This is a genomic window from Pseudomyxococcus flavus (genome assembly GCF_050038885.1).
GTDB lineage: Bacteria > Myxococcota > Myxococcia > Myxococcales > Myxococcaceae > Myxococcus > Myxococcus flavus.
On sequence record NZ_CP143624.1, the window covers coordinates 4,778,928 to 4,805,706 of the forward strand.

The 26,779-nt window shown below is 72.4% G+C and carries 22 protein-coding genes; 10 read left to right on the forward strand and 12 right to left on the reverse strand.

Annotation, left to right across the window (positions count from 1 at the left end; translation table 11 throughout):
- Positions 1-77: 77 nt before the first annotated feature.
- The 4 genes from VZL07_RS20015 to VZL07_RS20030 all read left to right on the forward strand — a co-directional run bounded on the left by VZL07_RS20015 (position 78) and on the right by VZL07_RS20030 (position 4,318).
- A complete protein-coding gene (locus tag VZL07_RS20015; RefSeq protein ID WP_426749136.1) occupies positions 78-872 on the forward strand; it encodes an ABC transporter ATP-binding protein in 795 nt (264 codons plus the stop codon).
- Between the two features lie 139 nt (positions 873-1,011).
- The gene (locus tag VZL07_RS20020) at positions 1,012-2,007 is read left to right on the forward strand and encodes a class I SAM-dependent methyltransferase (protein WP_426749137.1); all 996 of its coding nucleotides are present in this window, start codon (positions 1,012-1,014) and stop codon (positions 2,005-2,007) included.
- Between the two features lie 96 nt (positions 2,008-2,103).
- Entirely contained in the window at positions 2,104-2,916 is an 813-nt protein-coding gene (locus tag VZL07_RS20025) for a hypothetical protein (RefSeq protein WP_426749139.1), read from the forward strand.
- Positions 2,917-2,944: 28 nt separating this feature from the next.
- Positions 2,945-4,318 carry a WS/DGAT/MGAT family O-acyltransferase gene (locus tag VZL07_RS20030; RefSeq protein WP_426749140.1) on the forward strand — a complete coding sequence of 458 codons (1,374 nt, stop codon included), beginning with the start codon at positions 2,945-2,947 and terminating at the stop codon, positions 4,316-4,318.
- A 4-nt stretch (positions 4,319-4,322) separates the two neighbouring features.
- On the opposite strand, the gene VZL07_RS20035 is transcribed toward VZL07_RS20030, so the two are convergent.
- The 7 genes from VZL07_RS20035 to VZL07_RS20065 form a co-directional block, all read right to left on the reverse strand.
- Positions 4,323-5,735, reverse strand: coding sequence for a sigma-54-dependent transcriptional regulator (locus tag VZL07_RS20035; RefSeq protein ID WP_426749141.1), 1,413 nt, complete (start codon positions 5,733-5,735; stop codon positions 4,323-4,325).
- Positions 5,732-7,264: an ATP-binding protein gene (locus tag VZL07_RS20040; protein ID WP_426749142.1), complete on the reverse strand. Its 1,533-nt coding sequence runs from the start codon at positions 7,262-7,264 to the stop codon at positions 5,732-5,734. Before VZL07_RS20040 ends, VZL07_RS20035 begins: the two co-directional genes overlap by 4 nt.
- Before the next feature lie 9 nt (positions 7,265-7,273).
- Positions 7,274-10,162: a FrgA protein gene (locus tag VZL07_RS20045; RefSeq protein ID WP_426749143.1), complete on the reverse strand. Its 2,889-nt coding sequence runs from the start codon at positions 10,160-10,162 to the stop codon at positions 7,274-7,276.
- A 52-nt stretch (positions 10,163-10,214) separates the two neighbouring features.
- Positions 10,215-11,723 (reverse strand): RDD family protein, encoded by a 1,509-nt coding sequence (locus tag VZL07_RS20050; protein WP_426749144.1) that lies wholly within the window; start codon positions 11,721-11,723, stop codon positions 10,215-10,217.
- A 190-nt stretch (positions 11,724-11,913) separates the two neighbouring features.
- Positions 11,914-12,180, reverse strand: a complete 267-nt coding sequence (locus VZL07_RS20055) for a GlsB/YeaQ/YmgE family stress response membrane protein (protein WP_090484944.1) — start codon at positions 12,178-12,180, stop codon at positions 11,914-11,916.
- 110 nt (positions 12,181-12,290) lie between these two features.
- On the reverse strand, positions 12,291-13,025 hold the full coding sequence (locus VZL07_RS20060; RefSeq protein WP_426749145.1) for a 16S rRNA (uracil(1498)-N(3))-methyltransferase: 735 nt from the start codon (positions 13,023-13,025) through the stop codon (positions 12,291-12,293).
- Positions 13,026-13,146: 121 nt separating this feature from the next.
- A complete protein-coding gene (locus VZL07_RS20065; protein WP_426749146.1) occupies positions 13,147-13,395 on the reverse strand; it encodes a hypothetical protein in 249 nt (82 codons plus the stop codon).
- 200 nt (positions 13,396-13,595) lie between these two features.
- Here VZL07_RS20065 and VZL07_RS20070 point away from each other — a divergent pair, with 200 nt between their 5' ends.
- Entirely contained in the window at positions 13,596-14,885 is a 1,290-nt protein-coding gene (locus tag VZL07_RS20070) for an adenylate/guanylate cyclase domain-containing protein (protein WP_426749147.1), read from the forward strand.
- A 63-nt stretch (positions 14,886-14,948) separates the two neighbouring features.
- On the opposite strand, the gene VZL07_RS20075 is transcribed toward VZL07_RS20070, so the two are convergent.
- From VZL07_RS20075 to VZL07_RS20085, 3 genes are all read right to left on the reverse strand, one after another.
- Positions 14,949-15,464 carry an Mpo1-like protein gene (locus tag VZL07_RS20075; RefSeq protein WP_426749148.1) on the reverse strand — a complete coding sequence of 172 codons (516 nt, stop codon included), beginning with the start codon at positions 15,462-15,464 and terminating at the stop codon, positions 14,949-14,951.
- 7 nt (positions 15,465-15,471) lie between these two features.
- The gene (locus VZL07_RS20080; RefSeq protein ID WP_426749150.1) at positions 15,472-15,963 is read right to left on the reverse strand and encodes a DUF962 domain-containing protein; all 492 of its coding nucleotides are present in this window, start codon (positions 15,961-15,963) and stop codon (positions 15,472-15,474) included.
- Between the two features lie 119 nt (positions 15,964-16,082).
- Positions 16,083-17,129 (reverse strand): AraC family transcriptional regulator, encoded by a 1,047-nt coding sequence (locus VZL07_RS20085; protein ID WP_426749152.1) that lies wholly within the window; start codon positions 17,127-17,129, stop codon positions 16,083-16,085.
- Between the two features lie 83 nt (positions 17,130-17,212).
- Here VZL07_RS20085 and VZL07_RS20090 point away from each other — a divergent pair, with 83 nt between their 5' ends.
- Positions 17,213-18,334 (forward strand): metal-dependent hydrolase, encoded by a 1,122-nt coding sequence (locus tag VZL07_RS20090; RefSeq protein ID WP_426749153.1) that lies wholly within the window; start codon positions 17,213-17,215, stop codon positions 18,332-18,334.
- 217 nt (positions 18,335-18,551) lie between these two features.
- On the opposite strand, the gene VZL07_RS20095 is transcribed toward VZL07_RS20090, so the two are convergent.
- Complete coding sequence (locus tag VZL07_RS20095) at positions 18,552-19,418, reverse strand: 50S ribosomal protein L11 methyltransferase (protein WP_426749154.1); 867 nt, start codon at positions 19,416-19,418, stop codon at positions 18,552-18,554.
- A 40-nt stretch (positions 19,419-19,458) separates the two neighbouring features.
- Between VZL07_RS20095 and VZL07_RS20100 the strand changes: the two genes are divergently transcribed.
- The 3 genes from VZL07_RS20100 (at position 19,459) to VZL07_RS20110 (ending at position 21,671) form a co-directional block, all read left to right on the forward strand.
- On the forward strand, positions 19,459-19,824 hold the full coding sequence (locus VZL07_RS20100; protein WP_426749156.1) for a hypothetical protein: 366 nt from the start codon (positions 19,459-19,461) through the stop codon (positions 19,822-19,824).
- The gene (locus VZL07_RS20105) at positions 19,821-20,732 is read left to right on the forward strand and encodes a hypothetical protein (protein WP_426749157.1); all 912 of its coding nucleotides are present in this window, start codon (positions 19,821-19,823) and stop codon (positions 20,730-20,732) included. The genes VZL07_RS20100 and VZL07_RS20105 overlap by 4 nt, the downstream gene beginning before the upstream one ends.
- Before the next feature lie 306 nt (positions 20,733-21,038).
- Positions 21,039-21,671 (forward strand): hypothetical protein, encoded by a 633-nt coding sequence (locus tag VZL07_RS20110; protein WP_426749158.1) that lies wholly within the window; start codon positions 21,039-21,041, stop codon positions 21,669-21,671.
- Positions 21,672-21,760: 89 nt separating this feature from the next.
- Here VZL07_RS20110 and VZL07_RS20115 read toward each other — a convergent pair whose 3' ends face one another.
- A complete protein-coding gene (locus tag VZL07_RS20115; protein ID WP_426749159.1) occupies positions 21,761-24,364 on the reverse strand; it encodes a M16 family metallopeptidase in 2,604 nt (867 codons plus the stop codon).
- 200 nt (positions 24,365-24,564) lie between these two features.
- On the opposite strand from VZL07_RS20115, the gene VZL07_RS20120 reads away from it, so the two are divergent.
- Positions 24,565-26,766 (forward strand): plectin 1 isoform 8, encoded by a 2,202-nt coding sequence (locus tag VZL07_RS20120; protein ID WP_426749160.1) that lies wholly within the window; start codon positions 24,565-24,567, stop codon positions 26,764-26,766.
- Positions 26,767-26,779: the final 13 nt, after the last annotated feature.

The following is a 26,779-nucleotide window of genomic DNA, read 5'->3' on the forward strand; positions in this document are numbered from 1 at the left end:
GCGGCGGGCGGTGGCCGCCACAATCCCAGCCCAGCCACCGCTCCCACGGCGCGGTGGCAGCACCTGGGGGGCGTGGGATGGCCGAGCTGGCGCAGGGCAATGCCATCGAGCTGGTGAACGTCTACAAGTCGTTCGGCGCCCAGCAGGTGCTGAGAGGCGTGGACCTGGCGGTCCCCACCGGCACCACCTGCGTGCTGCTGGGCGTGTCGGGCTCCGGGAAGACGGTGCTGATGAAGCACATCGACGGCCTGCTGCGCCCGGACCGCGGCACGGTGCGCGTGGATGGCGAGGACCTGGCCTGGCTGGACGCCGCGGGGCTGGAGCGCGTGCGCCGCAAGCTGGGCATCCTCTTCCAGGGCGGCGCCCTCTTCGACTCGCTCACCGTGGAGGACAACGTCGCCTTCCCGCTGCGCGAGCGGCTCCACCTGGTGGAGCACGAGGTGCGCGAGCGCGTCCAGCGGGTGCTGGCCCTGGTGGGGCTGGAGGACGCGGCGAAGCAGCGCCCGGGCGAGCTGTCCGGCGGCATGCTCAAGCGCGCCGCCTTCGCCCGCGCGGTGGTGCTGGAGCCGAAAATCCTCCTCTATGACGACCCCACCGCGGGGCTGGACCCGCTGAGGACGCAGACGGTGGTGGACGTCATCCTCACGGGCAAGTACCGGCTCCACGCCTCGGCGCTCGTCATCACCCCGGACGTGGCCTCCGCCTTCCAGGTGGCGGACAGCCTGGCGCTGCTCCACGAGGGACGCATCATCGAGCACGCCCCACCCGAGGCCTTCCGCCAGTCACAGCACCCCGCGGTGCAGGCCTTCCTCCATGACTGGCTGTCGCGCCGCGCACGGGCCACCGGGCTCACGCCGCCGCTCCCCTCGTGAGCTGTTCATCCACGGACATTCGTCCCGTCCCGCCGCTGGATGGCGCCGAACCTGTAAGTCCAGCATCTTAAGGAATCCCGGTGATTTGTTCGCGCCGGGAAGGCCGACCGAAGGACCCACGCATCCGGGGGGATGCCACATGCCCAATCTGCTCGACATGCCTCGCCAGGCATTGATGGACCTGCGTTCACGGCTGAGCCATTCGCCGCTGGTGTCTCAGTTGCCGCGCAACGTCGTGCCGGACAGCCTCTCGCTGTCCAGTCCCGCGCCTCAGGACTTCGCGCTCGCGGACCCGGAGCGGGTGGAGGCGTGGCGCAGGGCCTGCGAGCGTTATGTGCGGCCGGGGCAGGTGGTGATGGACGCGTGCACTGGCACGGGCCTGCGGACCTTCCTGGCCGCCGGCCGGCGCCCGAAGAAGCTGTACGCGGTGGACGGCTCGCGGCTGCTGGACACGGCGCAGTGGGTGGCGCGGCGCAACGGGCTGGACAACATCGACTTCGTGCGCGCGCAGCCGTGGCAGTTCCAGGTGCCGGAGAAGGTGGACGTGCTGCTGCACGAGCTGCTGGGCGACGCGCTCTTCGACGTGGGGCTGGTGCCGCGCATCCTGGACCTGCGCAACCGCGCGCTGAAGCCCGGGGGCCGCATCCTCCCCAACCGCTTCGAGGTGTTCGTGGAGCCGGTGCAGCTGCGGGACGAGGCGTGCATCCCCTTCATCTGGAGCCAGCGCTTCCCCAGCGTGGACTACAGCTGCTTGCAGACGCTGCGCGAGGCGATGAACCCGTCCTACTTCACGCGCGTCATCCGCTCCTATGAGGTGGACCACCTGCTGTGCGACCCGGAGCCCGCCTTCGCCTTCGACCTGGAGACCATGGTCGCCGATGGCCTGCCGCACCGCGTGCGCTACTCGCGGCCGGTGGTGGAGGAGGGCCGCGTGGACGGCTTCTGCCTCTTCTACAAGGTGGCCTTCGACGCGGAGCTGTCCTTCAACGTGTCGCCGCTGCGGGGGCAGAACCACGCGGGGATGATGCTGCTGCGCGTGGACCCGCGCGAGTTCGAGCGCTTCGACACGCTGTCCTTCGAGCTCGAGCTGGTGGAGCCCTCGGACGTGCGCACCTGGCGCTGGCAGTTCACCTGAGAGCAGTGCTCCCGGCCGCAGTGCTGGCGGGTGGACAGCGTCGGCGGCGGGGTGGGTCCCCGCGCCCGGGGGGCCGTGGCTAGCTTGCGCCGCGGCATGTCCTCTTCCCGACTCGTCCCCGTCCTCCTGCTCCTCCTGCTGGGCGCCGTGCCGCTCGCCGCCGCCCAGACATCCTCGCCGCAGCGTCCGCGCACCGTGGCCGGGGTGTGCGGCGCCACCAACTGGGCCTGCGTGGCCGAGTGCATCGACGCCGAGTGCGTCGACACGTGCATGCGCAACGACTGCGAGCAGGCACTGGAGCGGCTCAAGGCGTGTACCCGCAACGCGGGCTGCGAACCGAACGACGGCGCATGCGCGGCCCGCTTCTGCCAGCCCATCTGCGAGCGCTCCTTCGAGCCCGCTCCGCCGAGCCCCGAGAAGGAAGTCCCGGCCCCGTGCGAGGGCGCGAAGGCGCAGGGCCGGGCACCGCCCAGGGAGCTGGTGGGGACGTGGACGCTGGTGGCCGCGAGCCTCCCGGAAGAGGAGGAGGTCCGGGAGGAGCGCATCGAGCCCCAGCCGCGCTCGGACTACGCGCGCTCGTTGCAGGTGACGCCCTTGGGGTGCTTCGTGCTGCGCACCGCGCTGGAGTCCGCGACGCTGGGGCAGGGCAACTCGCTGGTGGTCCGCGCGTGGGGCACGCTGGAGGCGTCCGGCAAGGACCAGGTGCGGCTGCGCACGAAGGACGGCCAGGCCGTGGGCCCGGTGTGCGGCGACAAGCGCGTCATCCCCCTGACAGGGCCGAAGCTGCGGTTCCGCGGCGGCAGCTACGTCTGGGATTTGGAGGAAGGCGTCCTGACCCTCATGGTGGATGACGCGTCGAAGCAGACCTTCCAGTTCGAACGCGCCACGCCGGAGGACGGAAAGAAGTAGAACGGCCTGCACCGGGAGGTCGTGAGTCATGGCGGCGCAGGAGCGGATGTCGAGCGTGGATGCGCTGTGGTTCCACATGGAGGAACCCGCCAACCTGATGATGATTACCGCCGTGCTCTGGTTCGAGGGCCGGCTGGACTTCGAGCGGCTGAAGGCCGTGGTGCGCGAGCGGCTGGTGGAGCGCTACCCCCGCTTCCGGCAGCGCGCGGTGCCCGGGTTGCTGGGCATGCCCCACTGGGAGGACGTGGCGGAGCTCGACCTGGACGCGCACCTGTCGCGGCTGGAGGTGCCGCCGCCGGGGGACCGCGCGTCGCTGGAGGCGCTGGTGGGGCAGTGGATGAGCACGCCCCTGGAGCGCTCCCGGCCGTTGTGGCAGCTCCACGTGGTGTCGGGGGCGGACGGGCGGGACGTGCTGCTGGCGCGCCTGCACCACTGCCTCGCGGATGGCATCGCGCTGGCGCGGGTGCTGCTGACGCTCACGGATGGCGCGGAGGCGGGGCGGGCCTCCGAGGCGCCGGAGCCGCCGCCCCGGCCGGAGCGTGGTGGGCTCGCCGGCTGGGTGCGGGGGGCTCGGGCGGTGGCGGGCACGGCGCGGGCCGTGTTGCGCAAGGGCGCGGAGCTGGCGGCGGAGCCGATTCTCGCCGGCGACCTGCTGGTCCAGGGGGCGCGGGGCGCGGCGGCCATGGGGAAGCTGCTGGTGATTCCGCCCGACCCGCGCACGTCGCTGCGGGGCCCGCTGGGGACGCAGAAGCGCGCCGCCTGGTCAGACCCGGTGCCGCTGGAGCGGGTGAAGGCGCTGGGCCGCGCGCTGGGTGGCACCGTGAATGACGTGCTGCTGGCGGCGGTGACGGGCGCGCTGCGGCGCTACCTGGAGTCGCTGGGCGAGCCGCCGGAGGACGTGCATGCGCTGGTGCCCGTCAACCTGCGGCCCCTGGATGCGCCCGTGCCTCGCGAGCTGGGCAATCACTTCGGCGTGGTGTTCCTGCGGCTGCCCGTCCACCTGGGCACGCCCCTTCGGCGGCTGCAGGAGCTGACCCGGCGGATGGAGCGGCTGAAGCGCTCACCCGAGGCGGTGCTCACCTTCGGGGCGCTGGAGCTGCTGGGCTACACGCCCGCGGCCCTGGAGCGGTGGGCGGTGGACACCTTCGGCTCCAAGGCGTCGCTGGTCGCCACCAACGTGCCGGGCCCGCGCGAGCCGGTGTCCCTGGCGGGGACCCGGCTGGAGGGCCTGACATTCTGGGTGCCGCAGACGGGGCACCTGAGCCTGGGCGTGAGCCTCTTCAGCTACGCCGGGCAGGTGACGGTGGGCGTGGCGGCGGACGCGGGCCGGGTGCCGGACCCGCATGCGCTCATCGAGGCCTTCCACGCGGAGCTGGACGCGCTCGCGACCGAGCCCGACTGAGGCCCTACAGCAGGCCGTACTCCTCCAGCTTGTTGTAGAGCGTGCGCCGGCTGATGCCGAGCAGCCGCGCCGCCAGGGTCCGGTTGTCCCCCGCGCGCCTCAGCGCGTCCGCCATGGCCTGGCGCTCCATCTCCTTGCGCTGGGACTCCAGCGTCCGGGCGGAGTCCGCGGCGGGCGCGGCCAGGGGCTCGGAGACGCTCGGCGCGCTGGCGGGAGGTGTCGCGGCCGGCGCCGGCACAGGGGCCAGTCCGGGCTGGCGCGCCAGCTCCTGGAGGACCTCCGCTCCGCCCAGCACCTGCGTGTCCGACAGCACCACCAGCCGCTCCAGGAAGTTCTGGAGCTGGCGTACGTTGCCCGGCCACGGCTGGGCCTTCAGCGCCGCGAGCCCGTCGGGCTTGAGCGTGAAGGGGGGGCGCCCGTTCGTCTTCGCGTGGACCTCCAGGAAGTGGTGGGCCAGCGGCTCGATGTCGTCCGGGCGCTCGCGCAGTGGCGGCAGCCACACCGGTACCACGTTGAGCCGGTAGAAGAGGTCCTCGCGGAAGCGGCCCTCCTTCACCCGCTCCTCCAGGGGCTGGTGCGTGGCCGCGACGAAGCGGACGTCCACCTTCACCGTCTGCGTGCCGCCCAGCCGCTCCAGCTCGCGCTCCTGGAGGACGCGCAGCAGCTTCACCTGCACGGCGGGGGAGATGTCTCCCACCTCGTCGAGGAACAGCGTGCCGCCGTGGGCCAGCTCCACGCGCCCGGGCTTGCGCGTGGCGGCGCCGGTGAAGGCGCCCTTCTCGTAGCCGAACAGCTCGCTCTCCAGCAGCGTGTCCGGCAGCGCCGCGCAGTGCAGCTTCACGAAGGGGCCGTCGCGCCGGGGGCTGGCGTCGTGGACGGCCTTGGCCGCCAGCTCCTTGCCCGTGCCGGACTCGCCGCGCAGCAGCACGGTGGCGGTGCCGGTGGCCGCCTTCGCGAGGACGGCCTGCACGTCCGCCATGGCCCGGCTCTGGCCGATGAAGCCGCCGGTGGCCCGCGCCTGCTGGCGCCCGTCGTCGCGGTGCGCGCGCAGCAGCGCCTTGCGGACGGTGAAGAGAATCTCCTCCCGGTCGAAGGGCTTGAGCACGAAGTCCGCGGCGCCCGCCTTCATCGCCTCCACGGCCAGGGGCACCGTGCCGTGCGCGGTGAGCAGGATGACGGGGACGTCCGGCCAGCCGCGCGACACCTCCGCGAGCAGCTGCATGCCATCCATGCCGGGCATCCGCACGTCGCTCACCACCACGTCCACCGGCTTGCTCGCCAGCAGGGCCAGGGCCTCCTGCCCATCGCGCGCCGGATACGTCGTCAGGCCCGCCTGGGTGAGCAGGGCGCCCAGCACCTTGGCCACGGCCGGGTCGTCGTCGACCAGCAGCACCGTGCCTTTCAATGACTCGTTCACGCGGCTTCTCCAGCGTCTTCGCGCACCAGGCTTCCGTCGGCGGCGGGCAGGCGCATGCGGACCACCGTACCGCGCCCCTCCCGGCTTGTCAGGAGCACCTCGCCGCCGTGCGCCTCCACCACGCGCCGCACGAAGGCGAGCCCCAGGCCGCTACCGGTGGCCTTGGTGGTGAAGAAGTCGTCGAAGGCGCGCTCGCGGGTGCGCGCGTCCATGCCCTGGCCGGTATCCTCTACCTCCAGGGCCACACCCTCCGCGTCCGGCAGCGCGCGCACGGTGAGGGTGCCGCCGTCCGGCATGGCCTCGCAGGCGTTGCGCACCAGGTTCTCCAGCGCGTTGGCCAGCAGGTCCTGGTCGCCCGCGCACGGCGGCAGGCTCGGGGCCAGCTCGCGGACGATGGACACCTTGCCCGGGCTGGCGAAGGCCTGGAGCGACAGCACGCCCTCCACCAGCCGGTGCAGGTCCACCGGCTGCGGCAGGGGCTCCACGCGCGCCAGCCGCTGGTACGTGTCCACCACGCGGTCCAGCCGCTCCACCTGCTCCAGCAGCAGGTCCAGGAACTCGCCATGCGTGTCCCAGGGCCGGCCTCGGGCGTGCTCCTCCTTGAGGTACTGCGCGGCGCCCTTCATCGCGGCGATGGGGTTCTTCAGGTCGTGCGCCATCTGCGCGGAGAAGCGGCCCAGCGTGGCCAGCCGCTCCAGTCGCTCGCTGCGGCTGACGTAGGCGATGACGCCCCGCCGGGTCGCCGCCACCAGGGCGAAGGTCACCGCCGTGGTGCAGATGATGAGCGTGCCGGCCTGCGCGACGAAGAGCCGGACGACGGCGAGATAGGCCAGCACGCCCAGCCCCGCGATGCCCGCCGCGTGCAGCGCGAGCCGCGGCGCGCCCGGGTCGTCACCGAAGAGGCCGAAGCGCAGGGTCGCGGTGACCATCACCGGCAGGCCCAGCAGCGTGCCCACGTGGCCCAGCCGCAGCACCTCCAGGCCCAGCTCCGCCGCCAGCTCCGTCATCAGCAGGGCCACCACCAGCGTCAGCCCCAGCAGCACCAGGGCCGCGCGGGCCCGCTCGTCCGGGTGCCGCGAGCGCAGCACGTGAAGGGCCAGGAGCGCGAAGCCCCAGCCCAGCACGGGGATGGCCAGCCCGGAGACGACCAGCCCGAAGCGCAGCGTGAGCAGGTGCGCCTCCAGGGACGAAGCCCCCAGCGCCACCAGCATGGCGATGGCCAGCACGCCGAAGACGGCATAGGCGCCGTACATGGCCCAGGCCAGACGGCGGCGCCGGCCCACGAAGGACAGGATGAAGTGCAGCGCGCACGGCACCGTCATCAGGCCCGCGCTGAAGCCCACCAGGCGCCAGCCTTCCTCGTCGGCGCGGACCAGCGCGAAGCCGGAGAAGTTCCACGTCGACAGGGCGATGCACAGCACCGACAGCGGCAGGGCCAGCGGGCTCTTGCCCACGCGCGCCAGCGCCAGCCCCGCCAGGGCGAGCTGGCCCGCGCAGGCCACCAGGCTGATCCACATCCCACCCGTCATGGGCCGAGACTAGAGCATGCCCAGCCGGCGCGCGTTGGCCGGCTCCACCGCCGCGGCCTCCCAGCGGCGCACCGCCTGCTCGCGCTCGGCTTCCGGCGCATCCGCGTAGTAGCCCAGCGTGTCGTGCAGCGCGCGGCTGAGCTCCTCGATGGCCGCCAGCCGCACATCCAGCTCCCGGTGGCGCAGCGCCGACACGAGCCAGTCCGCGCGGCGGCGGCTGCGGTTCTCCGTCCACCACACCGACCACAGGCGCGGGTCGAGGCCCAGGGTGGCGCGCGTCACCTCGCGCAGCGCCTCCGCCGCGGCCTGGGCGCACATCTCGTCGTCGCCGCCCGTGAGGCGGATGAGGCCTTCAATCGCGTCGCGGTCGTGCAGCGTGCCCAGGGCGCGCGCGGCCAGCGAGCGGCGCAGCGGGTCGCGGCTGTTCAGCTCCTGGCGCAGGTCGCGCAGGGCGGCGTCCAGGCGGGGCAGCTGCTTGAGCGCGGCGGCGGCCACGCGCGCGGCGCTGGAGATGTCCGGCTCCAGGTCGAAGAGGCCACGCAGCACGCCGTCCACCAGCTCCACGTAGGGCAGGTTGCCGGCGGTGAGCAGCGCGAAGTAGCGCGTGTCTGCGTCCTGCGAGTCCAGCAGCGGTGACACGGCCTGCGCGGCGGGGCGGCCCAGGCGCGACAGCGCGCCGGGGATGGGCCCCAGCTCGTCCGCCTCGGGCAGCTCCACCACGGGCAGCCGGCTCCAGGCGGTGGGGCCGGGGAAGTGCTGCGCCAGCACGCGGGCGCTGGCCTCGGGCGAGCGCGCCAGCTCCGCCATGGCGTTGGCGCGCTGCGCGGCGTCCGGGCCGGTGAGGCGGCGCAGCAGCGGCGCGAAGTCCGGGGGCGGGCGCTCCTCCTGCGACTGCGGGCGCGGCGGCAGCGCGGCGGCGCGGCCCATGTTTCCGGTGGCGCCACGGCCGAAGAAGGGGCTCCAGCCCAGGCCGGCGACCACCGCGGGCGCGGGGGCGGGCGTGCTGGCCACGGGCAGGTCCACGTCGATGCTGAAGTCCTCCTCGTCCGGCGAGCGCAGCTCCGACACGCGCTGCTTGCGGAAGAGGATGAGCTCCTGGAAGGCCGCCGGCAGGTCCTGGCAGAACAGGATGTAGTCGGACAGGCGGCGCTGGCTGATGGGCCGCTGGCCGCAGTCACCGTAGAGGATGGCCACCAGCCGGCCCTTCACCTCCACCGGGTACAGGAAGACGGTGCGCGGCGTCTGGCGGCCGAACTGCTCCAGGTAGTGCCGCGTGAGCGCGTCCGGGGGCAGCGGGCCCGCGTAGCTGCCGCGGGTGACGGCCACCGTGCGGAAGACGCTGCTGGCGTCGAGCGGCACGGAGACCTGGGTGAGCGGCTCGCCCACCATGCCGTCGCCGCGAGCCTCCAGGCCCGTGGCGCTGCCTCGCAGCACGGCGAACGCGGCGACGTAGTCGAAGGTCCGCCGGCCGAAGCGCAGCGCGACGTCGATGAGGCGGTCGCGGTCCTTGGTGGCGTCCTTCAGCGCGGCGCGCGCCTGGGCCAGCGTCCAGTCGGGAACGTCCTGGCTCGCGGCGGGCGCCGAGGGACGGCTCTCCGCTGCCGCGGGCGGCTTGGGGCGCGCCGGGGACGCCGGAGCCTGCGCGGCGCCACCCGGATTGGGGAAGACGAGGAACGCGGGCTCGCTGCGCGGAGGCGCCGCGGGCTTGGGCGGTGGCGCCACCGGCGTGGCGAAGTTCAGCGTGGGCGGCGCAGCGGGCTGGGCCGGGGCGGGCGGCCAGACCTGCGGCGTCCCCGTGGCGGCGGGCGGCGCGGGAGGCCAGACCTGCGGCGGGCCCACTGGAGACAGCACCGGGGGCTGCGGCGCGGCGTCAGCCGCCTGCGGCGTGTGGCCACGGGCGCCCTGCGGCGAGGTGGCCGGAATGGCTGACGCACCGCCCGGAGCCCCGGCGTTGGCGCTCGGGGATGGGGTGGCGCCATGCGAGGCCCCCACCTGTCCAGCGGACGTGGAGGGCGTGAGGACGGGCGGACCACCGGCCGTCCCTGCACGGGCGGAGGCCCCATGGGACGGGGCCGTGGACGCCGCGGGCGTGGAGGTCAGCACCGGAATCTGCGCGGCCTGCGCGTTGGGGCGCTGCGCGGGACGCGCGGTCGACTCGGCCGACGGCATGTTCAGGCGCAGCGGAGCCCGGACGAACGCGGGAGGCCCCGGCGGCGGGGGCAGCGGCTCGGGCGTGGCCGCGAGGGCCTCGGCAGGCGGCGGGGGCGGGCGCTGGGCGCTGGCCCCGGGGCGGGATGCCGGCGCGGTGACGGCCTCCACCGGAAGGGGCTCCTCCGCGACGGAGCGGGCCAGGCGCTCCACCATGTCCACGCTGAGGGCTTCTTCCTCGGCGGCGGGGGGCGGGGGCGGCGGCTGTGCCGCCTGGGCCTCCGGGTCCAGCGCCGCCGCGAGCCGGGCGAAGCGCGGGGCCAGGGGCTGGCGGTAGATGGCGGCGACCCACTCGCGGATGCGGACCTCGGTGGCCACCCACAGCTCGAGCGGCTTCCCCAGCAGGAAGCCGACCTCATCGAGCTCCTTCTTCGGCACCGGGTAGCCGCTGGCGACGTGCAGCGTGTTGCCGTCGAGCGACAGGGGCACCACGCACAGCCGCTCGGCGATTTTGGGCGGGATGAAGGATGCGACTTCGGGGTTGGGCTCGAAGTCCATCAGGTTCACCGGCATGAAGCCGGAGACCTCTCCGAGCATCGCGAGCACTTCCGGCTCGGTGGCGACCCCTTGCTCCAGCAGCACGGAGTCCAATTGCCCGCCCAGGGACTGGTGCTGGCGCAGCACCTCCCCCGCCTTCTCCTGCGTGAGAAGCATGCGTGAGACAAGGAGCTGGGCGAGACGGGCGGGCATGTAGGACGCGGCATCTTACGGCCGCGGCCGCAAGGCACAATGAGCCGGTGGTTCAGCTCGGTTGAACGACGAAGGTGGACGTCAGCTTGTCATGAAGCGTCTGCCCGCGCCGGTCGAAAAGCGCCATCCAGAAGCCACCGAGGAAGAAGGCGAAGGACACGCTGGCCAGCAGGGCGCGCACGATGGCACGGCCCGGCGCGGGGGCCAGGCCATGTGTGTCCACCAGCCGAAGCCCCAGGAGCAGCCGGCCGAGCGTCCGGCCATTCCAGAGGAAGGCGGCGACGGCGCAGTACACGAGCCCCAGGACCAGGACCAGGAAGAAGCCGGGGACGAGGATGGTGTGGAGGGCACGCAGCCAGGCCACGAAGGCATCGAGCCCCGTGAGCCCCGCCGCGGGCGCCTTGGCCCCCGTCACCGACGAAGCGAGGGTGATGTAGAGCGCGGCGACCCCGGCGATGGCCGCCGCGTCGATGGAGAAGGACAGCAGCCGCCGCCACAGCGCGGCCGGGCGGGCGTGGACCTCCGTGGTGTCCGACGCGGCCTTCGCCCGGGACGAGGGCGTCCGGATGGCCTCGGAGCGCGCCACACCCACCGACACCCCTGGGAGGAGGGGCTCCAGGTGGGGCAGGCCGGTGGGTGCCTGTTCCAGCGGGGGCAAGCCGGCGGGGCCCGCTGCCGCGTGCTCCATCCGGGGAAGGCCCGCGGAGGACGCCACGGGCGCCTCGGCCGGAGGCGCTGGCGGCTCCATTCGGGGCAGTCCCGGGGAGGCCGGGGCCGGCGCGGCCTGGGGAAGGCTGACCGGGGCAATGGCCGGTGCCGCCATCTGCGCCGGAGCCTGGGGCCGCGGCGCCGGGGCCACCGGGGGCGTGCCGTAGGCGGGCGTCATGGGCGAGCCGGTCGCCGGAGCGACGCGGGGGTGCGCGGCGTGAGGAGCGCCCGTTCCAGGCGGTGCAACGCGGGGCGCGGCGGCGCCAGGCTGAGCGGCATGCGGAGCCCCCGCTCCAGGCGGTGCGGCGCGAGGCGCGGCCTGCTGCGCGGCGGCGCCAGGCTGAGCGGCATGCGGGGCACCCACCCCAGGCGGTGCGGCGCGGGGCGCGGCGGCGCCGGGCTGAGCGGTGTGCGGGGCACCCACTCCAGGCGGTGCGGCGCGGGGCGCGGCCTGCGGTGCGCCGGCTCCGGGCTGCGCGGGGTGCGGCGCTCCCGCCACGGGCGGTGCGGCGCGGGGCGCGGCCTGTTGCGCCACCGGGCGCGGCGACACCTCGGAAGGCTGCGCGGCGCGAAGGGCCTCGGCGCCGGGCTGCTGCAAGGGGCGGGGCTGCGCGGTGCGCGGCGCGGCGGCTCCGGGCAGGGGCGTGGAGAGCGGGGCCACCGAAGGAGGAGGCGGCGGTGCGTGCTGCGCCAGGTCGGCGAAGGTCGGCAGGCCCGGGAGCGTGGACACCTCTTCCGCGCGCTGCTCCGCGCGGCGGTCGATGCGGATGTCGCGATCGAGGAGGCTGGGCACTCCGGGGGCGCGGGGCGTGACGGCGTCGCAGGCGGAGCACTCACCCACGGGTGGAAGCACGGCACCGCATTTCAAGCACTTGGACAACGAAACTCCTCCGGCTGGACGACTGCTACATGAAAAGACAGCCATGAGCCGGGGGCAAGAAAAGTGCGAGCCCCCGAGGCCCCTCGCTCGAGGAACCGTCAGGGGCTCGTCACCACGTCATGCCCACGCCGTCTGGGGACGTGGCGTGGAGAGGCCTTCACTCTCAGGCGTGTACGCGTCGTCGTCCCGCTGCGCCCACCAGCAGGAGCACGACGATGGCACCAATCACCGACATGATGATGCCCGAGGGCCTCAGGTCGAAGAGCCGCCCATCGCGCTGGAACAGCGAGCCGACGAGGCCACCCACGAGCGAGCCGACCATGCCCAGCAACGTGGTTGCGATCAGCCCCATGCTCTGTTTCCCGGGAAGGATGGCGCGGGCGATGAGACCCGCGATGAGGCCGATGACGATGAATGCGATGATCCCCATGAGCGTCTCTCCTGTGTTGAGGGACCACACGAGGTCCCCTTCGGCAGAAACGTAGGAATCATCTTTGGACAGTGTGAACCGCGCACGCCGGGCGCCCGGCTGCCCCCCTACTACCCGAGTTCTCCGTCGAGGTGCATCATCACCGCGAGCGCCGCGAGCGCCGCCGTTTCGGTGCGGAGGATGCGCTTGCCCAGGGTGACAGGCCGCGCCCCCAGTCCCTTCAAGGCATCCACTTCTTCACGGGCAAGCCCCCCTTCGGGGCCAATCACCAGCGCCACCGGCGTGCCAGCGCCCGCCGCCCGGAACGCCTCGCCCAGCGGCACCGCGGACTCCTCCTCGTCGAGCACGAGCAGCACGGTGCCCGCGGCCAGCGAGCGGGCCGCATCCACCAGTGGAGCGGGCGTGGCCACGCGCGGCACGTCGTTCCTGCGGCACTGACGGGCGGCCTCCTCGACAATCTTCATCCACCGCGAGGTGCGCTCCTCCGCGCGCTTGGGCTCGAGCTTCACGACACTCCGCGCGGTGGCCACCGGATGGAACGCGGTGGCGCCCAGCTCGGTGCCCTTCTGGAGCACCAGCTCCAGCTTGTCTCCCTTGGGCAACCCCTGGAGCACGCTCACCTCGCGGCGAGGCGGCGCCACGCGCGCCGTGCCCAGGCTCACGCGCACCGATTCCGCCGTGACGTGCGCCACCCGCGCCTCGAAGGCCCGGCCCTGGCCGTCGAAGACCTCCAGCGCGTCACCTTCCTCCAGGCGAAGGACATGGAGGAGGTAATGACGGCGCTCGCCAGTCAGCTCCACCTCGGTGGGCGCGGGGTCGGGCAGCGGTGCGAACAGGCGAACCAAGGCAGTCTCCAGCAGCGCGGGGCGCGTGGACTCTGGACCTGATGGGTCGCCGACTTCAAGGTGCGACGGAGCCGGGCCGCGTTCCTCGGCCATCTCGGTGGCCGAGGAGCGGACATGTGCATCAACCGACGTAGTCGCACAGCCACTTGTTGAAGGGCGGGTCCTGGCAATAGCAGTAACCCTCGGCGCCATCGCTCCAGTAGCAGGGGCGCTCGAGTGGCCTCGGGCTGCAGAACGTGCCGCTCAGCGACTCGCAGGTACCGGTGAGCTCCGAGGACTCCGACTGGATGGCAGCAGCGTTCTCCAGCCCCGCAGCGTTCTCTTCGGCGCCGGGCTCCATCCCCCCGCAGGCGGCGAGTCCCAAGGCCAACACACAACCCCAAACCGCCCGCATGACGACCTCCTTTGAAATTCGAAGAATGCCTGAAATGCTATTTTGAGTCGGTGCCGATCGTTTGTCCAGAATGGGTGGCCGTGGCATCCACCCGGCGCGTCGTTTCCAAGGTCCCCACGCTTCCGAGGTTGGCGCGTGTGGGCGCCGCCGCTGCGGTGTCATAAGTGCACATCACCATGCGCCGACGCGACACTCCTCACTACTCCAACGAAGCGTTGGTGCTGGCGACCAGCTCGCTCCAGGGCGAGCGCCGCGTGGCGGTGATTCGCCTCGTGGTGGTGCTGCTGATGGCGGTCAGCCAGGTCTTCATCGCCTGGGGTGGTGGGGAGACGTACTCGCCGCCGCTGGATGGCGTGCGCCTGCAAGCCATCGGGGCCTACGTCTTCTTCTCCGTCGTCGCCATCGTCGTGCTGCTCCGCCAGAAGCCGCACCCGAACCGCGCGCGCTGGCTGCCGGTGCCCACGACGCTGGCGGACACCAGCTTCTTCTCCTTCATGGCGTGGCACACCTGGCGGCTCTCCGGCCTGTTCGACGCGGGCATGCTGTGCGCCAGCCTGGGCATGGTGCTGGCGTTCTCCGTGGTGCGCTACTCGTGGTGGCACGTGCTGCTGTCCACGGTGCTGTCCGGGGCCGCCTACGCGCTGCTCTCGTGGGTGACGGGGCACGGCTCGGTGGGGCGCATCAGCTTCGTCCTCATCTGCTACGCCGCGCTGGGCGCGCTCATCGCGCTGACGAACTCGGACGTGGGCGGCATGTTCCTCAACCTGCGGCGCCGTGACGGGCTCTCCCGCTTCCTGCCGAAGCAGGTGGTGGATCGGGTGATGCAACTGGGGGACGCCTCGCTCCAGCCGGTGCAGCGTGATGTCACCATCCTCTTCAGCGACATCCGGGACTTCACCACGCTGAGCGAGACGCTGGACCCGGGCCAGGTGCTGGAGTTCCTGGACGACTACTTCGGGCACATGGCCCACATCGTCATGGCCCGCCAGGGCATCGTGAACAAGTTCCTGGGGGACGGGATGCTCGCGTGCTGGGGCGTGCCGGATGCCCGCGAGGACCACGCCGAGCTCGCCATGCGGGCGGCGCTCGACATGCGCGCCAAGCTGGAGGACATCAACGCCCAGCGCGTGCAGCGTGGGCTGCCCCCGCTGCGCATCGGCATCGGCCTGCACACCGGCGTGGTGGCGGCGGGAATGCTCGGAGGCGCCGAGCAGCACGAGTACACCGTCATCGGTGACGCGGTGAACCTGGCCTCGCGCGTGGAGGGCCTCACCAAGTCCCACAACGTGGACATCCTGGTGAGCGAGCGGACCTGGCTGATGGGGGGCGGGCACTTCGTGGGCGAGCGCCTGGGCGAGGCCCAGGTGAAGGGTCGGCGGGAAGCGGTGGTCGTCTATTCCCTCCAGGGCCTGCGCACCGCCACCGACGCGCCGGCGCCCCTGCTCCGGGCCGCGAGCGGCACGTAGCCCGCGCGCGGCCGAACCTCGCGAGCCCCTTCACGGGCCCGCGGTTCCGCTCGGCGCGAGGGCTCAGGCCGCCAGCGTCGCGCCGGGGCCCGCTTCCACCTGGGCCCGCAGCGCCTGCTTCATCCCGAGGGAGAACAGGGCCACGGTGAGCAGGTAGACGGGCTCGATGAAGAAGAGCAGGGGCCCGCCCAGGGACAGGCCGTGGGTCTTCTTCTCGAAGACGACGTGGGCGCCGACGACGAGCGCGAAGCGCACGGCCATGACGCCCAGCGCCACCGCGGCCGCCGCGCCCGCGGGGAGCCGGGAGACGACAGCCTCCGCGGCGAACAGGGTGGGCGCCAGGGGCAGCGCCATCAGCAGCCCCGCCGTCCACTCCAGGGAGACGGCGTAGAGGACCACGGCCGCCAGCAGCGCGTGGGCCGCCGTGAGCGTCACGCCACCCACGGGCAGCCGGAGGAAGCCGAGCGGCACGAGCAGCGCGAAGATGAACAGGTAGGCCCCCACGAAGTGCACGGCGCGGCTGACGCCGTTCTCGTGCAGGGGGAGCCAGACGCGCAGCTTGTCGGCGAAGCTCGTCACGGACGGGCTACGCGCGGACCGGCGTGGACGACGTGGCGGGCAGCGGCTTGAGGACGTAGTCGCCGAGGAGCACCGCCACGAAGAAGAGCGGGCCGACCAGCGCGTGCACGAGGTTGGTGAGGAAGGAGGGCGACTTCTTCTCCCAGACGCTGTGCCCGGCCAGCTGCACCAGCCACCCGAACACGGCCATCACCACCACGCTCCACGTGGGCATCATCCGGCCCACCGGGAAGCACGCGGCCATGAAGAGCACCACGATGAGGCCCAGCTTCACGTCGGCGCGGAAGTACCAGACCGCGGCCAGCGCCCACGCCACCATGCCCAGCGTCAGCGAGCCGCCGGGAATCGCGGGCACCGCGAGCAGGTGCACCCAGTCCAGCATGGCGACGATGTGCAGGACGATGAGCGGGATGGCGATTTTGTGCGTCAGCCGGTTCGTCGGGTGCTGATGCGAGGAGTAGTACTCGTCGAACAGGGCGACCACCTGGGGCTTGAGCATGCGTCCTCCGGAAGCGAAGGGGTGTGGATGCTCCGCAGCGTAGGGGATGTGGGGCCGGGTTTCCTGGCCGCGGACGCCAATCTCCTGGCCGGGGGCGCCACGGCAGTGCGGGGGAGCGCTCAGCCCGCCTCGGTTCGCTCGCGCCAGACGCGGGGCGTCAAACCCGTCCACCGCTTGAAGGCGCGGTCGAAGGTGCTCAGCTCCGAATACCCCAGCAGGAAGGCCACCTGGCTGACGCCCAGGTGCGCGTTGCGCAGGTACTCGAAGGCCAGCTCACGGCGCACTGCGTCGACCTCGTCTTGAAAGGAGGTGCCGGCCTCCGTGAGCCGGCGCTGGAGGGTGCGCGGGCTGACGTGGAGGTGCTTCGCCACGTGCCCCATCTGCGGCGCCCCGTCACTCAGCGCGGCCCGGACGGCGTCTCGCACCTCTCGCACGAAGGGGGGCACGGAGGGCTCGGCGGGCGGTGCTGGGGCGGGCACGCCCGCGGCGCGCTCCAGGACGGAGAGGAGCACGGGGTCGGCGTCCACGACGCGCAGGGCCAGTGTGGCGGCATCCAGGGTCAGGGCGTTGCGGCCCGTGCCGAAGGTGGGGGTGACGCCGAAGTGCTCCACCAGGGGGCGGAGGTCCGCGGGAGCGGGGTGCGCGAAGGAGACGTCGCGAGGGCTCCAGGGGCTCGCGGTGAGCTGTCGCCCGACGTGGACGAAGAGGGCCAGCCCGAACTCGCTGGCGTGGCGGCCGTAGGCCAGCGGTTCGCCGGGGATGCCGTAGACGAAGGTGCCGCTGCCGTCGGGAGTCTCCTGGAAGGACGCCTGCCACGCGGGCTCCAGCAGGGCCATGTAGCGGGCCAGGGCGCGGAAGGTGTCCCGCACGGTGGGGGAGGCCCGGGCGATGTACTCCACCAGGCCGTAGTTGCCCCGGGGCACGCGCTGCGCGACGTGGAGGCCGAGGAAGGCGTCTCCGGACAGGGCCTCGGCCGCGTCGAGGAAGGCGTGGAGCGTGGCCAGGGGCAGACTGACCTCGGGCAGGGCGCCGGCGTTGGCGGGCAGCCCGAAGCGCTCCACCAGCGGCGCCGGGTCGTGCCCCGTCGCGCGCAGGTACGCGAGCAACGGCCCCACGAGCTGGGAGCGGACCTCGTTCGGTGGCCGGGATGGGGGCGGCGTCTCCACGAGCGCGTGACGCTAGCGTGTCTTGGCCCTCGGGCCCACCGCGGCGAGGCGCCAGGCGGCCCGGCCGTGCCTAGAGTGCGGGCATGGACAATCTGGCTCACTCGCTCGTCGGCGCATGGATGGCGGAGGCGGGGCTGAAGCGCACCACGCCGCTGGCCACGGCGACGCTCGTCATCGGCGCCAACCTGCCGGATGTCGATGGCCTCGTCAGCTTCGCTGGCTCGGATGCCTCCCTCTACTGGCGGCGGGGATGGACGCACGGGGTGCTGGCCCTGGGCCTGTGGCCCTTCGTGCTCACGGGGTTGATGCTGCTGTGGGACCGGTACGTGCGCAGGCGCAAGCATCCGGACCTGCCGCCCGCTCGCGTCGGGCCGCTGCTGCTGCTGTCCACGCTGTCCGTGCTGAGCCATCCCGCGCTGGACTGGCTCAACACCTACGGCGTCCGCCTGCTGATGCCCTTCGATGGGACGTGGTTCTACGGCGACGCGCTCTTCATCATCGACCCCTGGGTGTGGCTGCTCGCGGGCGCCGCCGTCATCATGGCGGATGCGCGCACGCGCAAGTCCGCGGCGGGGTGGTGCGTCCTGGGCGCCGCCACCACCGCGCTCGTGATGATTCCCGCGTTCGTGCCGTGGCCGGCGAAGGTGCTGTGGGGCGTGGGCGTGGGCGCCATCCTCTGGCTGCGGCTGCGCGGCACCCACGTCCTCTCCGCGCAGCGCGTGGCCACGGTGTGCGGCGTGGGCTTGTTGCTCTACCTGGGGGCCATCTTCGCGGGCTCGCAGGTGGCGGCGCCGCGCGCGATGGAGTGGCTGCGTTCGCAGGGCCTCCCCGTGGAGCGCACCATCGCCGGACCGCTGCCTGCCAATCCCTTCGTGCGAGACATCATCGCGCTGGGGCCAGACCGCTACCACTTCGTCCGCGCGGACTTCCTGGCGGATGGGGAGCGCCGCTTCCGCATCAGCGACCCCAGTGTTCCGCGTACGCCGCAGCCCGGACCCATCGTCGAGGCCGCGCTGTCAGCGCCCGAGATTCGAGGCCTGGCCAACTGGCTGCGTCTGCCCACGTATCAGGTGGAGGAGCGGCCCGACGGCTGGCGCGTCACCATCCGCGATGTGCGCTACTCCCGCATGAGGAGCGGGGGACTGGGGACCGCCGTCGTGGAGCTGGATGCCGCGCTGCGCCCCGTGCGCGCCGAGCTGCCGTAGACGCTGCGGCGCTGAATCCGCTGCCGGCGTGCGCGTGAAGTGGGCACCCGAAGGTGCCGCCCTATCTCGTTCATCCGGGAACCCCGCCGAGCGGCTTGTCGTCGCACGCGGGTGCTCACCTGCTCTTCCCTGGAGAGGCCGGGCCAGCTGTCGTCGGGTGCCCGGCACCGCAGTGCGCCGTCCCCGCCTCGTCCAGGCGGGGACGAAGCCCTGTTCCTCAACGCTTCAAATCGATGCGCACCCATTCGCCCTGGGTGGCGCCGGGGAGCACGGTGAGGCCCAGGTTGCGGTAGGCCGCCTCCACATCCGCGCGCTGGTGCGAGAGCACGCCCGCGAGGACGAGTCGGTCCTTCACCTTCTCCACAATCAGGGGCGCCAGCTCGATGAGCGTGTTGGCCAGGATGTTGGCGAGCACCAGGTCGAAGGTGCCCTCCACCTGGGTGAGCTCCTTGCCGGACACCTCGATGTCCGGCGTGCCGTTCTCCGCCTGGTTCTCCTGCGCCAGCTCCACGGAGACAGGGTCATTGTCCGTGGCGACCGTCCGGCCCGCGCCGAGCTTCTTCGCGGCGATGGCCAGCACGCCCGTGCCGGTGCCCACGTCCAGGACGGTGGCCCCCGGGTGCTCCGCCATGTACGCGTCCACGGCGGCGAGGCACAGGGACGTCGTCGGGTGGTCACCGGTGCCGAAGGCCATCTTCGGCTCAATCACGAGCTGCACGGTGCCCTCGGGGGCGTTGGCCTTGTCCCAGGGAGGACCGACCCACAACCTGCCCACATGCACGGACTTGATGAGCGACTTCCACTCGTTGCTCCAGTCCTGCTGGGGCTGCTCGTCCAGCGCGAGCCTCGCGTCGGGGAAGGACTCCTTCACCTCGTCGCGGGCGGACTCGGCCGCCTCGCGCTCCTCGAAGTAGGCGATGACGATGGCCTCGCCAGGATTCGGTCCGCGCACGCCCGGCATGGTGGGCGCTTCGCGGTCCCGCACCTCGAGGCCCAGCGCGCCCGACTCGTGGAGGAGGTCCTGTACGGCCTCCGACGCTTCCTCGGGCAACTCCACTGTGAGTGACAGATAGGTCTGGGACATGCGGGCCCTTTAATCCCGGCGTGGCTAGCGTGGAAGCGCCGTGAGACACCTCATTCGCTGGTGGCCCTGGATCTGCCTGACTGCCTGCTCCGGTCCGGACGCGCCGGATGCCGCGGTCTGCCGGGATGTCGTCGTCCGGCTGTGCCAGACGGCGGCCTGTCCCGGTGTGGCGGCGCAGCTCACCCCTGGGATGCCGTGTGAGGCCACGCTCCTCCAACGCACCGGCTGTGAGGACGAGGCCTTCTCCTTCGCGTCACCGTCCCGGGAGCGGGTCCTGGACTGCCGGGAGGCCCTGCTCAGTCGAGGCCCCTCCACGGCGAATCCCCCGGCTTGCGAGGACACACGGCGGTTTCTCACCGAGTGCCCGGATGTGGCGGACTTCTTCCGGGAGGGGCGGGTGCCATGAAGCGACTGGGGGCGGCGGTGCTGGTGACGGCGGTGGGGTGTACGCCCCTGGACGTGGAGCGGCGCACGGAGCGCGGGCCGCTCCTGCGGACCTACTCGCAGGAGAAGGCGCTGAACGAGCGCATCCCCTTCGCCACGACGCAGGTGCAGTGGCCGCGGCTCACCCTGGCCTTCACCTCCGCGGACATCTGCCGTACCGAGCAGCATGGTGAGTACGCGGAGGACGTCGTGTCCACGCATTACTCCCGGGGGGCGGCGGCGGCCGTGAGCACCGGCGGCATCTTCACGGTGCTGGGCGGGGCCCTGCTGGCGGGCCGCACGCTGTTCTCGGACACGCCGAACCGCTCCGCCATCGATGCGGAAGGCCGCTACGGCGTCTCCAGCCGGGACGTCGCCACGGGCTGGGGCGTGGGGCTGCTCATCGTCGGTGTGCCGGCGGTGGTGGCTGGCATCGTCCAGTTGGCCCGCGGCGGCGAGACGCGAGAGACGCGCAAGACGGATGAGCTGCTGACGCTGCGTGAGGTGCCCTGCCAGTCGAAGCCCGTGGATGGCGTGGTGGAGCTGGCCGGAGGGCCGGGGCCGCAGCCTCCACCCCGGCTCACCATCAATGGCGCGCTGGTGCTGACCGCTGATGAGATTCGGGAGCTCTCCTTCATCGGCCTCGCCCTGGACGGGACGCCCGTCACACTGGAGGAAGAGGACCTCGACCGGCTGGAGACGTTCCGAACCTGCGCCACGCTGCTGGCCTCGCCGGTGGACCCCCAGGCGCTGGCCGGAGAGGCCCGGACGCAGCCGGACCGGTTGCGCGTGAAGCGCGAGCTGGCGCGGGGCTGCGCCCAGCTTCCAGGCGCTCCGGCGCAGCCACTGCTCGACGCCATCGAAAGCGCCCTCGGGAGCACCGAGCTCTAACCCGTTCCAGGAAGGGTCGAAGCCAGCGCGCACGTCATGGTGACGGCGCTGGCGCACGAGTCGCGACGGGTTGTGCACCGGGCCGGCGCCCTGGAACGAGGCTGGGGTGTCCTTACGTGTCTGGCTTTCTGCTGCGGGTGGCTATTTATTGGCGGGCGGAACAGGGATACGCCAATTTGGGAGGGGCTTGTCTTCTGGTGGGCACATGGGCTCAGGCGTCCAGAGCGTGTCTTGGATTGCATCTAGAGTGTGAGTCATTGCCGGTCGAACGAACGACCGGGCTCTTCCCACCCCAACGAGGACCCTGTGAGCCCATCAGACCCTGCGCAGATGAACAGACGATGGTTCCTGAGAGCTGGCACATTGCTGGGGCTCGGTGCCGGCGGTGTTTTGACCGCGAGGACCGCCGAGGCCGGTGTGTCTTCGAAGGGCTCCATCCTGACGCCCCCTCCCGCTGGAACCTTTGATGAGCGTTGGGGCGCGGTCTCCGAAATCAGGGGCGTGCGCAAAGTCTTGAGTCCTGACGAGGCGCTCTGGGCCGCCGAGCGCCCGCCGATGTCCCCGGAGCCGGTCTATGTTTCGGAGGCGGGGCTCGCCTCGTTCCAGGTACACTTCTACAACAATTTCAACGCTCGAATCTGGATCTGCATTTCATTCGAGGATCCGGCCAACTGCAGTGCCTGGGGCGGGTGGGGGACTCGCGGTTGGTGGAGTGTCGACCCGGGGCAGTCGGTGTACGTCCTCAACACGACATACCCGGAGGTATGCTTCTACGCTGAGACTGGCACGGGCTGGGTCTGGACTGCCGAAGACCACCACATCTTTGCGCCACAGACGGCATTCAGTTCCTGTCTGTGGAACCAACGCATTGGTGACCGCTATCTGGGGATGCGCCGGCGGGGCCTGGTCGAGGGGCCCAACACATTCACTCTCCAATGAGCGGCTTCTAACGCAAGGTCGTCGAAGGCGCCCTCGGGAGCACCGCCCTTTGAGGGCGGCGCGTCGTCCCGAGGGCCGTCACTGCATCGCTACGGCCCGACGATGGCCAGCGCGCTCCGGTCGAAGTCGATGACCTTGCGCGCCACCTCGCGCACGTCCTCCGCCGTCACCGCCGCGACGTGCTCCGCGTAGTGGAGGAAGTTATCCTGGCCCAGGCCGTAGCAGGCGTCCAGCGCCAGCAGCGCCGCGCGGGCGCTGTTGCGCTGCAAGCCAATCTCGTGCGTGCCGATGAGGTGCTGCTTGGCGCGGGCCAGCTCCTCGGCGGGGATGGGCTCGTCGCGCACGCGCGCCAGCTCCGCGCGGATGCCCTCCAGCGCCGCGTCCACCTTCTCCGGGCTGGTGCCCATGTACGTGGCGAAGAAGCCCGGGTCCACGCCCTCCGATGCGAACGAGCTGACGCTGTAGGCCATGGAGCGCTTGTCGCGCAGCTCCACGAACAGCCGCCCGCCCTGGCCGGACAGCACCGTGGAGAGCACCTCCAGCGGGTGGCGCCATGGGTCGCTCACGCGCGCGCCCGGGAAGCCGAGCACCAGGTGCGCCTGTGCGCGCGCCAGCACCTTCTTCTCCTGGCGAGGGCCGTCCAGCGGCGGCTCCACCGGGACGGCGGGCGGCGGGGCCGCCTTGCCGCGCGACGCGCCGAAGTACTCGCGCGCCAGCGCCATGACCTCGTCCACCTTCACGTCGCCCACCACGCTGAGCGTGAGCTGCGACGGGTCCATGTACGCCGCGTGCCATGCGCGCAATTGCTCCGACGCCAGCTTCTCCACCGAAGCGTGCTCGCCGGTGGTAGGCATGCGGTAGGGGTGCGTGCGGTACAGCGTCTTGCCGAACAGGTCGAAGGCGACGCTGGACGGCTTGTCCTCGCGGGTGAGGATGTCCTGGAGCAGCAGCGTGCGCTCGCGGGCGACCTCGGCCTCGGGGAAGGACGCGTTCAGCAGGCAGTCGGCGAAGAGGCGGAAGGCCGACTCGAAGTGGCGCGAGAGGAACTCGCCCCGCAGGCCCACCGAGTTGCGCCCGCCCTGGCCTCCCATGCTGCCCGCATACGCGTCGATGAGGTCGGAGATGTCCTCCGCGTCATGTGTCGGCGTGCCGCGCGTGAGGCAGCGGGTGAGCAGGGTGGAGATGCCGTTGTCCGCGGGCGTCTCGTAGCGCAGGCCACCGGCGAAGGCGGCGCGCACGGCGAACAGCGGCACCGCCGGCTCCACGCGCACCACGATGGTCGCGCCCGAGGGCAGCTTCTCCGTGATGATGTCGCTGGGGCCGGCGCTCGCGCCCTTCAGGATGCGCACCGGCGAGTCGCTCACGGCCACCTTGCGCGGCTTGCGCTCGGGCGGCGCGGCGGCGGGCTCTCGGGCCACGCGGTCCAGCACCTCGTGGACCTGCGCCTCGCTGAGCGGCGTGCCCTCCGGCAGCAGGCCCGTGACGACGGCGCGGTCGAAGCGCAGGTAGCGCTCGGCGGCGGCGCGCAGGTGCTCGGGCGTGAGGTTGCGCACGGCCTCGTAGTAGCGGGCCTCCGCCTCCAGGCTGCCCATGCCGGACTGGTAGAAGCCCATCTTCCGGGCCATGCCCTGCACCGTCTCGCGCTGGTACACGGCCTCCGCCTCCACCAGCGCCTTGGCCGTGGCCAGCTCCTCCGCCGTCACCGGCATGGCGCGCAGCGTGGCCAGCCCCCGCGCCGTCTCCTCCAGCGCCCGCATGGCGTTGGCGGGCTGGAGCGTCAGCGACGCGGAGAAGATGCCAGGGTCCGTGGGCGTATAGGCGAAGGTGTGGATGTCGTTGACCAGGTTGTGGCGGCGCTTCACCTCGCGCACCAGCCGGGATGCGTCGCCCTGGCCGGCAATCATCGCCAGCACGTCCAGCGCGGGCACGTCCTCGTGGTCCGCCTGGGGAATCCCGAAGGCCAGGTGGAGGTAGGCCTCCTTCACCTCGTCGGGGCGCAGCAGGATGCGCCGGCCCGAGGCCACCGGCTCCTGGGCGCGCGCCACCCGGCCCTCGTAGGGCCGGCCCCAGTCGCCGCCGAAGATGTCGTCCACCCACTCGCGCAGCTCCGCCTCGCGCAGGTCGCCGGCCACCGACAGCACCAGGTTCTTCGGCGTGTAGTGGCGGTGGTAGAACTCCAGCACCTTCTCGCGCGTGAAGCTGCGCACGCTCGCGTCCGTGCCGATGACGGGCAGCCGGTAGGGGTGCACCTGGTACGCGGTGGAGAACAAGTCTCGCGAGGCGCGGCGGGACGGCGTGTCCTGGCTGCGCTTGATTTCCTCGCACACCACCTCGATTTCGCGCGCCAGCTCGCCCGCGTCGAACGCCGAGCGGCGGACCGCGTCGCCCAGGATGTCCAGGCCCATGCGCGCGAACTGGCTGGCGATGACGATGTGGTAGACGGTCTGGTCGAAGGAGGTCCAGGCGTTGATTTCGCCGCCGTGGGACTCCACGTCGCGGGCGACTTCACCGGGGCCCCGGCGCTCGGTGCCCTTGAAGAGCATGTGCTCATGCAGGTGGGCCAGGCCCGCCTGGTCTGGCCGCTCGTCGGCGCTCCCGGCCTTGACCCAGACCTGGAAGGCCGCGACCTTGGCGGCGTGCTGCTCCTCGAAGACGACGGTAAGCCCGTTGGATAGCGCGTAGCGGATGGCCATAGAGAACGTCCGAAGCTGTCACCGGCCCACCGGGAGGGCAAGGCAAGGTGTGATGTTTTCCCTCACTGGCTAACGCCCGGGAGCCCCGGCGTCGAGGAGACTGTACGGCTGCCGTCCGGTCGGATGGATGGACTTCGGACGCGCACCTGCCCACGCGTCTCTGGTGATGCGACCGTCCGGGGGGTAACCTGCGCTCGCCCATGCCGTCACCTCCGGAAGAGGTGGATCCGCTCGCGGACCTGCGCGACAGCCTGGACCTGGAAGAAACCGGTGCCTCGGCGGCCCCCGCTGCCCCCGCCCCGGTGGCCTCCAGGCCCTTGCCCAAGCCCCCGCCCTCGGCCCCACCGCCCGCCGCCCCGCCTCCATTGCCCCGCCGCCCGGCCGCTTCCCTGGCGGCCGTGCCCAAGGGGGCCGGTGTGCCCGCGACCCCGAAGGCGCCCGCGTCCGCCACCACGCCGGTCCCCGTGGCGCGGGCGGCCCGGACGCCGGGGAATGATCCATTCGGCGAGCCCCCCGAAATCCGCATGCCCATGGGGGGCTCCCCGGAGGACAAGCTGGAGTACTTCCGGGCCGTGGTCCGCCAGAAGACGGAGACGCTGGCCCGGGCCCGGACGCTGTACGCGGAGCGTGACGGCGAGCTCAACGGGGTGAAGCAGTCGCTGACACTGGTCCGCAAGGAGCTGGCGGAGTCCAAGGCGCGCGTCTCCGCCTTCCAGGAGGAGCTGGCCCGGGAAGCCGCGGAGTCCAAGGCGAAGCTGGCCGCGCTCCAGGAGGAGCTGACCGCGGTCGAGGCGGACCGCAAGGACCTGTCGCGCGCGCTCGCGGAGGTCGAGTCCGACGTGCCGCGCCTCACCGCGGAGCTCCAGGAGGAGCGCGAGGCCCGCGGCGCGGTGGCCGAGGAGCTGATTGGCGCCAAGGAGGCGCTGTCGCTGGCCCAGGACCGCGTGGCGGAGCTGGCCGCGGAGAAGTCCGAGGCCCAGGGCGCCCTGGAGGCCGTCCAGGAGCAGTACCAGCAGGCCATCGCCGACATCGAGCGGCTGACCTCCGAGAAGGAGGCCGCCTCGGCGGAGCAGGACGCGCTGAACCTGCGCATCGCGCAGCTGGAGGCCGCGCTGGCCGAGGCCCAGTCCGGGCTGAGCGCGCTGGAGAGCGAGAGCGACTGGTCCAAGAGCTCGCTGGAGGAGGCGCAGGGCCGCTCGGCCACGCTGGAGGCGGAGCGGGACGAGGCGCGCAAGCAGCTGGCGGTGGTGGAGGACGGGCTGCGCACCCTGCAGGAGCAGGTGGCGGAGCTGGAGCGCGCGCTGGCGCTGAAGGACGCCGAAATCGTGGGCCTGCGGGCGGCGCTGACCGCGCGCACCACCGAGGCCGCCGAGCTGCCCGTGCTGCGCCAGGCGCTGGAGGCACGCACCGCGGAGCTGGCGCAGCTCAAGGCGAAGCTGGAGGCGGAGGCCGCCAAGGCCGCGGAGCGCTCGCAGGCCCTGGAAGAGGGGCTGGCGCAGGCCAGCGAGCGGGCGCAGCTCGCGGAGGCGGAGGCCGCCGCGCTGAAGGAGGCGCTGGAGGCCGCCGAGGTGGAGCAGGTGTCGCTGCGCGACCGCATGGAGGCGGACGCGGCGGCGCTGGGCGAGGCGGTGCAGCAGGCCGAGACCAAGGTGACGGAGCTGACGGCGGCGGTGGAGGCCGCCCACGCCGGCCACGACGCCTTGAAGGAGCAGCTCGCCGCGGTGGAGCTGAAGGCGGCCACCAAGGACGCCGAGCGCGTTGGCCTGTCCGCCCGCGTGACGATGCTGGAGACGGCCTCGGCGCAGCGGGAGGCGGAGCTGGCCCGGCTGCAAGCGGAGCTGACCAAGGCCCAGGAGGCCCTGTCGCTGGAGCAGGCGCGGCGCGAGGCGGCGGAGGCCGAGCGCACCGACGCGCAGGTGCAGGCGGCCCAGGCCGAGGCGCAGGTGGAGTCGCTGACGGCGGGGCAGGGCGGCACCGAGGCGCAGGTGGCCTCGCTCACCGAGGAGCTGGAGGCCGCGCGCGCCGAGGCGGACAAGGTGGAGCGGCTCCAGGGCCGGCTGAAGATGATGGAGGGCGCCCTGGAGAGCGCGAAGGCCCAGGCCTCGGCGGCGTCCAAGGCGGAGGCGGCGCGGGCGGCGGCGGAGGCGAAGCTGGCGAAGGCGGAGGCCTCCCTGAAGGCGGAGCAGGAGGCGCGGCAGGCGCTCGAGGCCCGGCTCGCGGAGACACCCTCGGCAGCCGCGGCGGCGGCGCCCGCGGACTGGGAGGCGGAGCGCGAGCAGCTCAAGGCGGACGCGGCCAACCTCAAGCGCAAGCTGGTGGCGGCCGAGGCAGCGCTCGAGAGCGCGGCGGGTTACAAGGCGAAGATTGCCCGGCTGGAGGCGCAATTGAAGGGCAAGAAGTAGAGGTTTCGTCTTC